The organism is Pantoea sp. X-Soil-MYKO-1785, assembly GCF_059730675.1.
In genome coordinates this window covers 369,370-381,887 of record NZ_AP036001.1, presented here as the reverse complement: position 1 = coordinate 381,887, position 12,518 = coordinate 369,370, and the positions used below count along the sequence as shown (strand labels likewise).

Annotated in this window: 11 protein-coding genes and 1 riboswitch; of the genes, 8 read left to right on the top strand and 3 right to left on the bottom strand. The window is 56.0% G+C overall.

All coding sequences use genetic code 11. The annotated features are described in order from the left end of the window. Nucleotides 1-226: 226 nt before the first annotated feature. The 6 genes from ascF (at nt 227) to AC6I8D_RS21725 (ending at nt 6,630) form a co-directional block, all read left to right on the top strand. Complete coding sequence (gene ascF / locus AC6I8D_RS21750) at nt 227-1,687, top strand: PTS cellobiose/arbutin/salicin transporter subunit IIBC (RefSeq protein ID WP_312054017.1); 1,461 nt, start codon at nt 227-229, stop codon at nt 1,685-1,687. 31 nt (nt 1,688-1,718) lie between these two features. Then, nucleotides 1,719-3,149, top strand: a complete 1,431-nt coding sequence (locus tag AC6I8D_RS21745) for a 6-phospho-beta-glucosidase (protein WP_312054016.1) — start codon at nt 1,719-1,721, stop codon at nt 3,147-3,149. Nucleotides 3,150-3,272: 123 nt separating this feature from the next. Then, nucleotides 3,273-3,375: riboswitch (TPP riboswitch) on the top strand. 81 nt (nt 3,376-3,456) lie between these two features. Further along, nucleotides 3,457-4,173, top strand: a complete 717-nt coding sequence (tenA, locus tag AC6I8D_RS21740) for a thiaminase II (protein ID WP_497820920.1) — start codon at nt 3,457-3,459, stop codon at nt 4,171-4,173. Beyond that, the gene (locus tag AC6I8D_RS21735) at nt 4,170-4,910 is read left to right on the top strand and encodes an ABC transporter ATP-binding protein (RefSeq protein WP_497820919.1); all 741 of its coding nucleotides are present in this window, start codon (nt 4,170-4,172) and stop codon (nt 4,908-4,910) included. Before tenA ends, AC6I8D_RS21735 begins: the two co-directional genes overlap by 4 nt. Further along, on the top strand, nt 4,907-5,671 hold the full coding sequence (locus AC6I8D_RS21730; RefSeq protein WP_497820918.1) for an ABC transporter permease: 765 nt from the start codon (nt 4,907-4,909) through the stop codon (nt 5,669-5,671). Before AC6I8D_RS21735 ends, AC6I8D_RS21730 begins: the two co-directional genes overlap by 4 nt. A 23-nt stretch (nt 5,672-5,694) precedes the next feature. After that, a complete protein-coding gene (locus tag AC6I8D_RS21725) occupies nt 5,695-6,630 on the top strand; it encodes an ABC transporter substrate-binding protein (RefSeq protein ID WP_497820917.1) in 936 nt (311 codons plus the stop codon). A gap of 36 nt (nt 6,631-6,666) precedes the next feature. Here AC6I8D_RS21725 and AC6I8D_RS21720 read toward each other — a convergent pair whose 3' ends face one another. Both AC6I8D_RS21720 and AC6I8D_RS21715 read right to left on the bottom strand, forming a co-directional pair. Further along, nucleotides 6,667-8,439 carry a sensor domain-containing phosphodiesterase gene (locus AC6I8D_RS21720; protein ID WP_312054008.1) on the bottom strand — a complete coding sequence of 591 codons (1,773 nt, stop codon included), beginning with the start codon at nt 8,437-8,439 and terminating at the stop codon, nt 6,667-6,669. 165 nt (nt 8,440-8,604) lie between these two features. Beyond that, the gene (locus tag AC6I8D_RS21715; protein WP_497820916.1) at nt 8,605-9,816 is read right to left on the bottom strand and encodes an FAD-dependent oxidoreductase; all 1,212 of its coding nucleotides are present in this window, start codon (nt 9,814-9,816) and stop codon (nt 8,605-8,607) included. Nucleotides 9,817-9,981: 165 nt separating this feature from the next. On the opposite strand from AC6I8D_RS21715, the gene AC6I8D_RS21710 reads away from it, so the two are divergent. Beyond that, nucleotides 9,982-10,281 carry a YicS family protein gene (locus AC6I8D_RS21710; protein ID WP_312054005.1) on the top strand — a complete coding sequence of 100 codons (300 nt, stop codon included), beginning with the start codon at nt 9,982-9,984 and terminating at the stop codon, nt 10,279-10,281. A gap of 107 nt (nt 10,282-10,388) precedes the next feature. After that, on the top strand, nt 10,389-11,789 hold the full coding sequence (gene clcA, locus AC6I8D_RS21705) for a H(+)/Cl(-) exchange transporter ClcA (RefSeq protein ID WP_312757398.1): 1,401 nt from the start codon (nt 10,389-10,391) through the stop codon (nt 11,787-11,789). 9 nt (nt 11,790-11,798) lie between these two features. On the opposite strand, the gene AC6I8D_RS21700 is transcribed toward clcA, so the two are convergent. Further along, a complete protein-coding gene (locus tag AC6I8D_RS21700) occupies nt 11,799-12,323 on the bottom strand; it encodes a phenolic acid decarboxylase (RefSeq protein WP_312054002.1) in 525 nt (174 codons plus the stop codon). Between the last annotated feature and the right edge of the window lie 195 nt (nt 12,324-12,518).

Sequence of the window (12,518 nt, the reverse complement as noted above, 5' to 3'; positions counted from 1 at the left end):
GCAGTCTACCTAAGCCTCTCATTATTGGAAATATTTTCACCGGTACGGCATCGCATTTCATTATCGTTGGTGGTGACTTACATCACAGAATCAAAAACTGATTATTTTTAACGCTTGTCGCATGCAATAAACATCTTCATGATTTTGTGAAACCGGTTTCCTATTTGCCGCTTAGTCAGGGCACAAAACATAACACTGACCGATTACCCTACAGAGAAGATCCATCATGCCCAGAAACTATGACGAGGTTTCACGCGCTATCGTTGACGCGTTAGGTGGCCTCACCAATATTGAGGCGCTCACCCACTGTATGACGCGCCTGCGCTTTGTGGTTAAAGATCAGACGCAGGTCGATATTGCGCGATTAAAAACCATCGATGGCGTGATGGGTGTGGTGCATAACGACAGCCAGTGCCAGGTGATCATTGGCAATAATGTCTCGCAGGCTTATCAGGCGGTGATGTCGTTAGGTTCGCCTGGCGGCGGCACCGCTGCGCCGGTGAAGCGCAAACTGACCTTAAAAGGGATTGGCGCAGGGATTCTCGATGCGCTGGTTGGCACCATGTCCCCGTTAATTCCGGCGATTATCGGCGGATCGATGGTCAAGCTGCTGGCGATGATTCTTGATATGGCTGGGGTGTTTGAAAAAGGGTCATCAACCCTGGTGATCCTGAATGTAATTGGCGACGGAGCGTTCTTCTTCCTGCCGGTGATGGTGGCAGCGTCGGCTGCGCTGAAATTCAAAACCAACATGTCGCTGGCGATTGCCATTGCCGGGGTACTGGTGCATCCCAATTTCATTGAGCTGATGGCGAAAGCGGCACAGGGCCAGCCGGTGGAATTTGCCTTTATTCCGGTGACCGCGGTGAAATATACCTACACGGTTATTCCGGCGCTGGTGATGACCTGGATTCTGTCGCACATCGAACGCGGCGTCGATCGCATCACCCCGGCGGTGACAAAAAACTTCCTTAAGCCAATGCTGATTGTGCTGATTGCTGCACCGATCGCCATCGTCCTGATCGGGCCGATTGGTATCTGGATCGGCAGCGGGATTTCGGCGCTGGTGTATACCGTTCACGGCTATCTCGGCTGGCTGTCAGTGGCGATTATGGGTGCCATCTGGCCGCTGCTGGTGATGACCGGGATGCACCGGGTATTTACCCCGACCATCATCCAGACCATTGCTGAAACCGGCAAAGAGGGAATGGTCATGCCGTCTGAAATCGGCGCCAACCTTTCGCTGGGTGGCTCGTCGCTGGCGGTGGCGTTCAGAACCAAAAACCGTGAACTGCGCCAGACCGCTCTGGCCGCGGCGGCATCAGCGATTATCGCAGGCATCTCAGAACCGGCGCTGTATGGCGTGGCGGTCCGGCTGAAACGTCCGCTGATCGCCTGTTTAATCAGCGGCTTTATCTGTGGCGCGGTAGCCGGCATTGGCGGGCTGGCCAGTCACTCGATGGCCTCACCCGGCCTGTTCACCAGCGTACAATTTTTCGACCCCGCTAATCCGATGAGCATCGTCTGGGTGGCGGCGGTGATGGTGCTGTCGGTAGTGCTGTCGTTTGTGCTGACGCTGATTTTAGGTTTCGAGGACATTCCTGAAACCGAGCCGGATTCTACGACTGCGGCTGCGCCATCATCGGCTTCGGTGACCGAACGAACCAACGCGATTAACGCCAACTAACCGGCAATTCTGACCCAAAACAGAGGATTTCATGTCTGAATCAAGATTCCCGCAAGGATTTTTATGGGGCGGCGCGTTAGCCGCCAACCAGGCTGAGGGAGGCTATCGTGAAGGCGGAAAGGGTTTAACCACCGTTGACATGATCCCCCACGGTCCGCACCGGATGCCGGTGAAGTTAGGCCTGGAGCAACGTTTCACCCTGCGTGACGATGAGTTTTACCCCAGCCACGACGCAATAGACTTCTATCATCGCTATCCGGAAGACATTGCGCTGATGGCGGAAATGGGATTCAGCGTATTTCGCACCTCTATCGCCTGGAGCCGTCTCTTTCCGAATGGGGATGAGCTGACGCCGAATCCGCAGGGGATCGCCTTTTACCGGGCGGTGTTTGAAGAGTGCCGTAAATACAATATCGAACCGCTGGTTACGCTGTGTCACTTTGACGTGCCGATGCATCTGGTTACTGAATATGGCTCATGGCGCAACCGCAAGATGATCGACTTTTTTGCCCGCTATGCCCGCAGCTGCTTTGAGGCATTTGACGGTCTGGTGAAGTACTGGCTGACCTTTAATGAGATCAATATTCTGCTGCACAGTCCGTTCTCCGGTGCCGGGCTGGTGTTTGAAGCAGGTGAAAATCATGAGCAGGTTAAGTATCAGGCGGCCCATCATGAGCTGGTGGCGAGCGCGCTGGTGACCAGAATCGCCCATGAAATAAATCCGGCTAATCAGGTCGGTTGCATGCTGGCGGGCGGCAACTTCTATCCATGGTCAAGCAAACCGGAAGATGTCTGGGCGGCGCTGGAAAAAGACCGCGAAAACCTGTTCTTTATTGATGTGCAGGCGCGCGGATACTATCCCGCCTACGCGGCCCGCCTGTTTCGGGAAAAAGGGGTCAGCCTGCAGATTGACGACGGCGATGCTGAGATTCTGAAAAACAGCGTCGATTTTGTCTCGTTCAGCTACTACGCCTCGCGTTGCGCGTCAGCAGAGATGAACGAGCTTAACAGCAGCGCCGCCAACGTGGTGAAATCTCTGACCAACCCGCATCTGACGCGCAGTGAATGGGGCTGGGGCATTGATCCGCTTGGCTTACGCATCACCATGAATATGATGTATGACCGCTATCAGAAGCCGCTGTTTCTGGTCGAAAATGGTCTGGGCGCACGGGATACCTTTAATGACGCCGGTGAGATTGAAGATGATTACCGCATCAGCTATCTGCGTGAACATATCCGGGCGATGGGCGATGCGATTGCGGACGGTGTGCCGGTGATGGGTTATACCAGTTGGGGCTGCATCGATCTGGTTGCCGCCTCGACCGGCGAAATGAGTAAACGTTACGGATTTGTTTATGTCGATCGTGACGATCTGGGCAACGGCACGCTGGCGCGCAGCCGGAAAAAATCGTTCTGGTGGTATAAAAAAGTGATCGCCAGCAATGGTGAAGATCTGGAGTGACGCTGTCACCTTGTATCGACAGAACAGGCTATTCTGGTCAGCCGACCCGCAGCAGTAAGCGGGCGACTGGTTGAGCTGGACTGCGGCGTGCCGTTGTATTCAGCAGATAATTATCGTATAACAAACGTCTCCGAGGGGTGTCCTGTAATGGGCTGAGATGGCGCAAGCCGAACCCTTTGAACCTGATCTGGGTCATGCCAGCGAAGGGACGGGTCGGCAACGTTTCTGCATCATCTTCTGCGTTTTTGCCTGTTCTTCATCGTATGCCCGGATCTCCTTATGTTAACGAACCGTTAATGGAGATCCTATGTCACTTGCGCTTTTCGACACCGGCTTTTATGGCCGCCTGCGTCACCAGGCGGGCGATCACTGGCACGCCTACGTGTCGCACGATTTTGTGCAGCAGCTCGGCCAGGGCCAGTTGCCTCCTGCCGCTTTTCGTCATTACCTCACCCAGGATTATCTGTTTCTGCTGCACTTTGCCCGCGCCTATGGGCTGCTGGTCAGTAAACTGCACGACCCGGCAGCGTTACGTGCAGCAACGGCATCTCTCAACGCCATCGTCAATGAACTGCCATTGCATGTGGCTTACTGCCAGCAGTGGGGGATCAGCGAAGCCGTGCTGGCCAGCCAGGCCGAAGCCGTTGAAACAATCAACTACACCCGTTACGTGCTGGACGTCGGCCACAGCGGAGATGCGCTTGAGCTGATGACCGCGCTAATGCCGTGCGTTGCCGGCTATGCTGAAATCGGCCTGACGCTGTTACACCATCCCGCGACGGTGATCGCAGGCAATCCTTACGCCGACTGGATTCAGAATTACGGCGATGCCGATTATCTGGCCGGTGTTCGCGCGGCGTTGAATCTGTTTGAAACGCTGGCCCAACAGCGCGCCGGGGCTGAGCGATTCGACCAACTGGCGACGATATTCACTACCGCCACCCGGCTGGAATCCGACTTCTGGCAGATGGGCCTCGACCAGCAGCAGATGGGCCTGAATGACTCATTGACTGCATCCCGATGAACGGTTCAACGCGGTTATCGCCACCGGGCATCTCTGTCCGTCAGCTCAGGCTGGATTTCGGTTCGCATCGACTGTTCGACTCACTCGACCTGGAGATCCCCGCCGCGGCCTTCACTGCGCTGCTGGGTGCCAGCGGCGTCGGGAAAAGTAGCCTGATGCGCGTCATTGCTGGCCTGACGCCGCCGACATCCGGGCTGGTCAGCGGCAGTGATGGCCTGCCGCTGGCCGGGCGGATCGCCTGGATGGGCCAGCAGGATTTGCTCTATCCGTGGCTGAGCGTGGAGCAAAACGTCTGCCTGGCCAGTCGTCTGCACGGCGAAAAACCGGACCGCGACTGGGCGCAGCATCTGCTGGCGCGGGTTGGTTTGACTCGCTACGCAACGGCCCGGCCCGCCACCCTGTCTGGCGGCATGCGGCAGCGGGCCGCACTGGCGCGCACCTTATATGCACGAAAGCCGATTGTCCTGATGGACGAGCCCTTTTCCGCGCTCGACGCGCTGACCCGCAGCCAGATTCAGACCCTGGCCGCCGGGGTGCTGGCGCAACATACCGTGTTGCTGATCACTCACGACGCGGCGGAAGCCTGCCGACTCAGCCATCATATGCGGGTGCTGACCGGCTCAGGCATTGAACCCTGCCCGCCATTAGCGGGTCAGCCGCCGCGCGCGCCTGATGATGCTGGCGTGATTCGCAGCCAGGCCGCTTTGCTGCAACAGCTGGCTAAGGTGACGCTATGAAACAGCTCAGCCGCTTTGCCCCGCTGTGGCGTGGCATCACGCTGTGCAGCGGCCTGATTGCGCTGTGGTGGCTGGTGACGTTGCTGCCGGTGCCGGCGTTTCTGCTGCCTTCACCGGCGGCCGTTGCGCAGGCGCTTTGGACCAGTAAGAGCTGGCTCGGCTATCACAGCCTGATCACCTTCACTGAAATCCTGAGTGGAATGGCGATTGGCGTAGTACTGGGTTGCCTGCTGGCGCTCGGCATGACGTTTTCGCCACGTCTGCAGCGCTGGATGATGCCGCTGGTGCTCACCAGCCAGGCGATTCCGGTCTTTGCACTGGCACCGCTGCTGGTGCTGTGGTTTGGCTTCGGCATGAGCGCCAAAGTGGCGATGGCGGTACTGGTGATTTTCTTCCCGGTGACCTCGGCCTTTTATGATGGCCTGCGCCGCGTCAGTCCGGGTTATCTCGATCTGGCTCGCACGCTGGGCGCTTCACGAGGATCGCAACTGCGCCATGTCCGGCTGCTGGCCGCCCTGCCAGCGCTCGGCTCGGGGCTGCGGATGGCCGCGGCCATCGCGCCAATCGGCGCGATTATTGGCGAATGGGTCGGTTCGGCCGAAGGTCTGGGTTACGTCATGCTTAACGCCAACGCCCGGATGCAAAGTGATATCTGTTTTGCCGCGCTGTTTATTCTGGTGCTGATGACGCTGGCGCTGTGGCTGGCGGTCGATGCCCTGCTTCGCCGCCTGATCGCCTGGGCGCCCGATAATTCCTTATGACCTCTATCCTGCGAGAAAATCCGATGCGTAAACCTGTTCTGTCGGCGCTGATCATCAGCGCAGCACTCGCCAGCCCGCTTCATGCAGCAGAAAAACTGACGCTGATGCTCGACTGGTATATCAACCCAGACCATGCGCCGATAATGGTGGCGCAGCAAATTGGCGCGTTTAAGGCGGAAGGTCTGGATGTCACGCTGGTTCCACCGTCCGATCCAGCTCTGCCCCCGCGGCTGGTGGCGGCGAAGCAGGCAGATTTAGCCATTACCTATCAACCGCAGCTGCATTTCTTTGCTGATCAGGGATTACCGCTGATGCGGGTCGGCACCCTGATAAACACCCCGCTGAATACCCTGATTACGCTGGATAAGACGGTAAAAAAACCGGCAGACTTAAAGGGCAAACGGATCGGCTATTCGGTCAGCGGGATAGAGCAGGCCACGCTGGAGGCGATGCTGCAACATGACGGTCTGAAGGCCAGCGAGGTTAAACTGGTTAACGTCAATTTCCAGCTGACCAGCGCCCTGCTGACCGGCCAGGTGGATGCGGTGATTGGCGGTTATCGGAATATTGAAGCGCTGGAGATCAGGTTGCAGGGTAAAGATCCGGTGGTGTTTAAGGTCGAGGATTATGGCGTGCCCGCCTATGACGAGCTGATTATTGTCGCGAACCGCGATGACGCGCAGGCAGAGAAAATCAAAAAATTCCTGCGGGCGCTGAAACGCGGCAACGCGGAATTGCAGGCCCATCCTGAAGCCAGCTGGCAGACTTTTGCCGCCCGGCATCCTGAACTGAATACGCCGCTCAACCATCAGGCGTGGCAGGCTTCGCTGCCGCTGTTTGCTGCCGATCCGGCGAAGCTGGACCGAGCCCGTTATCAGGCCTACGAGCAGTTTTTGTTTGATAACCGGCTGATTAAAAAGATAACTCCGGTTGAGCGTTACGCTATCGACGGGCAGTGATCGGCTAAGCCCGCAGCGATTGCTGCGGGCTTAGTATCACAACGGTTTCTGATAGAGCCAGTGTTCGATGTCGCTGGCAGGCAGCGGTTTAGAGAAGAAATAGCCCTGAATCTGATCGCATCCGTACTCTTTCAGTAATGACAGCGTCGCCTCGGTCTCCACCCCTTCCGCCAGCACGGTATAATTCAGCTCTTTCAGCATCTGAATAATCCGCTTAACGATGATTTTTGATGAGTCATCTTCAGCCATACGCGATATCAGCGACATGTCGATTTTAATCACGTCCAGCGGGATATCCTGCAGATAGCTGATGTTGCTGTAGCCGGTCCCAAAATCGTCGAGCGAAATAACAAACCCGTGCGATTTCAGCGCTTCCAGACCGCGGATAGCAACGTTGCTCTCGGTGATCAGCTCATTCTCCAGACACTCAATGCCAATAACCGAAGCTGGCAGTTGTGCCGCCTGCAGTTTCGCCAGCAGCGAATCGGCAAACTCCACTTTGGAGAAGTCCCGCTCACTGACGTTAATCGACACCGGAATCAGGCTGTACTCGCGATTCCAGCGCGCGAGCTGCTCGATAAGATGATCGATGACCCAGTTAGTCAGGTCAGAGATCAGGTTGGTTTTGCCGGCTAAAGGCACGAACTCAGACGGGAACAGCTCGCCACGTTCGGCATGATGCCAGCGAATCAGCGCCTCCAGCCCGACAGTTTTACCGGTTTTAAGGCAGACTTTCGGCTGATACGCCAGATAGAGGCCTTCATCCTTTTTCAGCGCCTGCGCCAGATCGTTCATGATCATAAAGTCGTCGGTACGACGGGTGTCGTAACTTTCATCAAACGACATCGCGCTGATGTTTTCATCTATCGCTTCATGCAGCGCGCTGACCGCCTGACGGACCATCTCATTGGCGTTAATCTGGCCGGGCACGAACCCGGTTTCGCCGGTAAAGATAGCCAGATCGAGGGTAATGTTTTCCGACAGATCGGCTTTCATTCCCTGCAGCACGTCGATCATATTGTGCGCCGTGTAGCGGCCCGACCACGGCTGAATCAGCGCAAAACGACCGGGGGCAAAGGAATAAAGCGTATCACCGGCAGGCAGATTGAGTCGGGCGGCAACCTGTTCGGCCATCTGTCGCAGCAGCTTCTCCATCGGCGCAATGCCGACGGTGCGGGAGAGTTCATAAGCGCGCGGAATATCGATGCAGTCGATCAGGATCAGACGGAAACGGCTGTGCGGTGCGGTGACCATCAGCTGCTGGATATCGCGGATTAGCCGTGGGCGATTGGGCAGATGGGTAATCACATCGGCGAAACCGGCATTGTTCCAGGCATCCAGAAACGAGGTCACCAGTCTGGCCAGCAACTTCAGGGTAGCGAGTTTCTCTGAGCAGAAAGCGTGCGGCTGGGTATCGGTCACGCAGAGTGTGCCCAGCACGGCGCCGTCGAGGTTCTCAAGTGACACACCCGCATAAAAACGAATATGCGGTTCGCCTTCAACAAACGGGTGCACGGCAAAGCGTGAATCCAGCAGTGTATCTACCACCACCAGATGGCCCTCACCATCAATCACGTGGCGACACAGGGATTCATCGCGGGTCGACTGTTTAAGATCGAAGTTACGTGAAGCCTTAATATATTGATTATGGTCGTCAATAATCGAAATAAAACTGCCCGAGATCCCTAATACCTGACTGGCAAGATGCACAAACTTCTCCAGCACTTCATCCCTGGCTTCATCAGGCGTCAGGAGTGCTTTAACCGCATTAAGACGTTTCTCGTCACGGCCATTTTGTTCGTTATGCACTGAAATCTCCCCTATACAGGCGCAAAAACCGAAAATAATTTAGCTTAAAAAGATGTAAATAGCGCCCAAATTTCAGATAAGTAGCGATGCTGGCTGTCATTAATTTCAGCGTGAAACAGTGTCGCATGATATCTAATCGCTGTCGAAATCATTTACCTCTTTCCGTTACTTATTCAACACCGGTGATTCGGTGCGAAACCCCAACCCAATCAGCCGGCCAAAGACAAAGCGCAGAAACGGAAGCCGACGGATAATAGCCGGAATTTTGCTGCCGCCGGGTGATTTTCGTCTGGCTTTATTACGGCTCATTTTGATTTGCAGGAACTGCGTTGCCACCGTCGGGAATTGCCGACGCTGCTGGACCTTTTCCAGATCGCGCAGGCTCAGCTCACCGGCCAGCAGCGGCCCGGTGAGAAGGTTGGCGGTCGCCACCGCATCCTGAATCGCCAGATTGACCCCGACGCCGCCAATCGGCGACATCGCATGGGCAGCATCACCAATACACAGCACGCCCGGTTTCGCCCATTTATCCAGCCGGTCAATGCGTATCGACAGCAGCTTAAACTGATCCCAGCTGCTGATTTCCTCCAGACGCGGTGCGCCAAACGGCGAGACGGCGGCAACCTGCGCAATAAAAGCCTCAAGCCCTGCCGCTTTCTGCGCCTCGAATTCGCCTTTCGGGATCGTCAGTCCGCACTGCCAGTAGTCACCGCGATCGATCACGATGAAATTTTGCCGCGGGCCTTTATGCCCCATGCCTGACACCGGATCGTCTGGCTGCTTACTCAGCCGGAACCAGATAACATCACGCGCCACCCCGAAAGTCTGGCTGGTGAGGCTGGCGCGCGCTCTGACCTGCGAGTGGCGGCCATCCGCGCCAATCACTACTTTGCAGCGGATATGCAGTCGCTGGTCGCCGCGGGTGGCAATAACCCCGCTGACGCTGTCGTTATCGTAGATAAAGTCTTCAAACGCCGTCGATTGCAGCAGCGTAAAGCCAGCATAGCGGGCACTTTGCCCGGCGAGGAAGTTAAGGAAGTCCCACTGTGGCATAAAGGCGATAAACCGGCACTGCACCGGCAGCCGCGAAAAATCTGCCATGGTAATGCTCTGACCGGCGATCTCCGCTTCCAGCTTTTCCGCGCGCTGGTGCGGCAGTTTCAACAATTCTTCCAGCAGCCCCAGCTGATGCATGATCTCCAGCGTCGAAGGATGAATCGTATCGCCGCGAAAATCGTGCAGAAAATCGCCGTGCTTTTCAATGACGACCACCCGCAGGCCTGACCGGGCGAACAGATATCCCAGCATCAGTCCGGCCGGGCCGCCGCCGACAATACAACAGTCTGCGGCGAGAATTTCAGTGGAATGTGGCTGCATCTCAGCTCCCTCTGGCACCAGTATTGCTATGATTAGTCAGTGATTCGCGACGCTTTAGCCGTAAGCTGGTAACGATTCAGCTGTCAGGCTACGCATTTATCGCGATTAATTCTAACTGAAAACGACTCAGGGCCCGCTGTGGGTTACCGGTCGCCGGAGATCATCATGATTAATGTGGTTCGCAGTGCCCTGGTTATTTCGCTGCTGTTAAGCCCGCTTGCCCTGGCAGACTCAGCTTACCAAACGCTGCAATTTGCCCTCAGACAGCAGCAGATCACCGACGATCTGCGTGAAAAATGCCAGCTGCCGCCGTCTCTGTCAGATGAAGCGCTGCGCCAGACCTTTCTGAACGATAAAAATGATAAAGCACCGTTGATTGCTGCGGCACAGGCGCTCAAAAATAACGATAACTCAGCCTACCGCGAACGGATGGCGCAAGTGGTATGTCCACCGCAGGCGGGCTAGTCTTCAGCGCCTGAGCATTTACATATTCATTGATATGAGATTTTGTTTTCCAGGCCTGCCTCAGTAAACTGTCAGGCCTGGCTCGATTCAAACAAGAACTCTCCCGCATGAATGAAGAATCACCGCAATCGGTGTATGTTCCCCGCACGCTGGCTGCGCGCAGCCGAATGTTCCGTGCGCTCCTCTATCGTGATAAAACCCCGCTGGCGGTGCTGTTGTGTGCTGCACTGGTCGGGACGCTGGTTGGCCTGGCTGGTGTGGCGTTTGCCCGCGCCGTTGAGGCGATCCAGCAGTGGCGTGCCACCACAATTTCTCCGGCGATAATCGAGGGCTGGCCGCTTTATGCTGCTGCGTTTGCTGTCTCTGCCCTGCTGGCGATGGTCGGCTATCTGCTGGTGAAGCGCTTCGCGCCTGAAGCGGGCGGCTCAGGGATTCCGGAAATCGAAGGCGCACTGGAAGAGCTGCGGCCGGTGCGCTGGTGGCGGGTGATTCCGGTTAAGTTTTTTGGCGGCATGGGCACGCTCGGGGCCGGTATGGTGCTGGGGCGGGAAGGTCCTACCGTTCAGCTGGGCGGGAATATTGGCCGCATGGTGATTGATATCATCGGCTTGCGCAGCAACGAGTCGCGCCATACGCTGCTGGCGACCGGGGCCGCCGCCGGGCTGGCCGCGGCATTTAATGCGCCGCTGGCCGGTATCCTGTTTATCATTGAAGAGATGCGTCCCCAATTCCGCTACAACCTGATTTCAATAAAAGCGGTGTTCACCGGCGTGATCATGGCGAGCATCGTCTATCGCTGTTTCAACGGTGAGCAGGCGGTTATTTCGGTTGGTAAACTGGCTGATGCACCGGTGCAGACGCTGTGGCTTTATCTGGTGCTGGGGATGATTATTGGCCTGGTAGGGGTGCTGTTTAACCGTCTGATATTCCTGACTCAGGATCTGTTTGCCCGCCTGTATGCCGGTAAAACGGCTCGCGTGGTACTGGCAGGCGCCCTGCTCGGCGGTGGATGTGGGGTGCTGTCGCTGGTGTTTGCGCCCGGAGCGGGCGGCGGGTCAGAACTGATACCGCAGGCGGTACACGGGATGTTCCCTCTCGCCCTGCTACTGCTGATCTTTATCGTCCGGCTGATAACCACCCTGCTTTGCTTCGGCTCCGGTGCGCCTGGCGGTATATTTGCGCCGATGCTGGCACTTGGCACGCTGCTGGGTACCGCATTTGGCGTGGCGATGACCCAGCTTTTTCCGCTCTATCAACTTGATCCAGGCACCTTCGCTATCGCCGGTATGGGGGCGCTGTTTGCGGCATCGGTGCGTGCGCCACTGACCGGCATCGTACTGGTGCTGGAGATGACCGATAATTATCAGCTGATCCTGCCGATGATCATTACCTGCCTCGGTGCCACGCTGCTGGCCCAGTTTCTGGGTGGCAAACCGCTCTATTCTTCAATCCTCGCCCGTACCCTGGCACGCCAGCAACAGGTTACCCGCCCACAGCAGGGCGGATAACCTGAGCGGTTATTTTCCGTCAAAAAAGTCGCTGGGCAACTGGCCCGGCGCTTTATCGATTACCGCGTCGTTATCCGCACCCTCATTTTTCATATAAGTGACCTGGGCGAATTCAGGAATGATGACGTACGGATAGGCCGGTCCTTCATCACGGAAGCGATGCATATCCTCGATAAAATCGTTCTGATAGCAAATCGTCTTCTCCGGATGCTGGCCTTCACCGGCAATCCACTGCGGGAAGAAGATGGTGCCGTGGAGGATTTTACGTGACAGATCAAACAGCAGGCTGACGCAGGTTCCGGTGGGTTCGTGCCAGTCGACCTTATAAATGCCCGGTGCAAACTGTACCGCGTTCATTTTCTGATTAGTGACCCAGCGCCCCCCTACCAGCCCCTGATGAATGCGGTAATCGCAGGTGGTTTCGTTACGCGCATACCATTCATATTTCCAGCCATTATCATAGGTATAAACAAAATGTGTACCGACAAACTGTGATAAATCGTTGGATATATCGTTGACAGATTCAGTGGACATCTTAGTTCCTTATGTCATCAGGCATTGTGAAAATAAAAGGAAAGAATAAAGCATACGTCATAAATCTGGCCGTCTGGCCGAAGTAATTAATATGGACCAGGAATTTTCTTTTACCATGCGAAACCGTAAAAACCGCTGAAAAACAGCGGTCACATTATTTCTGCAAACCTGTTTCGCAGTGAACAATCCATTTTA

Bases quoted from the DNA above. Each gene is read 5' to 3' on its own strand.
- ascF (WP_312054017.1), top strand. From the start codon at position 227: ATGCCCAGAAACTATGACGAGGTTTCACGCGCTATCGTTGACGCGTTA.
- AC6I8D_RS21745 (WP_312054016.1), top strand. From the start codon at position 1,719: ATGTCTGAATCAAGATTCCCGCAAGGATTTTTATGGGGCGGCGCGTTA.
- tenA (WP_497820920.1), top strand. From the start codon at position 3,457: ATGTCACTTGCGCTTTTCGACACCGGCTTTTATGGCCGCCTGCGTCAC.
- AC6I8D_RS21735 (WP_497820919.1), top strand. From the start codon at position 4,170: ATGAACGGTTCAACGCGGTTATCGCCACCGGGCATCTCTGTCCGTCAG.
- AC6I8D_RS21730 (WP_497820918.1), top strand. From the start codon at position 4,907: ATGAAACAGCTCAGCCGCTTTGCCCCGCTGTGGCGTGGCATCACGCTG.
- AC6I8D_RS21725 (WP_497820917.1), top strand. From the start codon at position 5,695: ATGCGTAAACCTGTTCTGTCGGCGCTGATCATCAGCGCAGCACTCGCC.
- AC6I8D_RS21715 (WP_497820916.1), bottom strand. From the start codon at position 9,816: ATGCAGCCACATTCCACTGAAATTCTCGCCGCAGACTGTTGTATTGTC.
- AC6I8D_RS21710 (WP_312054005.1), top strand. From the start codon at position 9,982: ATGATTAATGTGGTTCGCAGTGCCCTGGTTATTTCGCTGCTGTTAAGC.
- clcA (WP_312757398.1), top strand. From the start codon at position 10,389: ATGAATGAAGAATCACCGCAATCGGTGTATGTTCCCCGCACGCTGGCT.
- AC6I8D_RS21700 (WP_312054002.1), bottom strand. From the start codon at position 12,323: ATGTCCACTGAATCTGTCAACGATATATCCAACGATTTATCACAGTTT.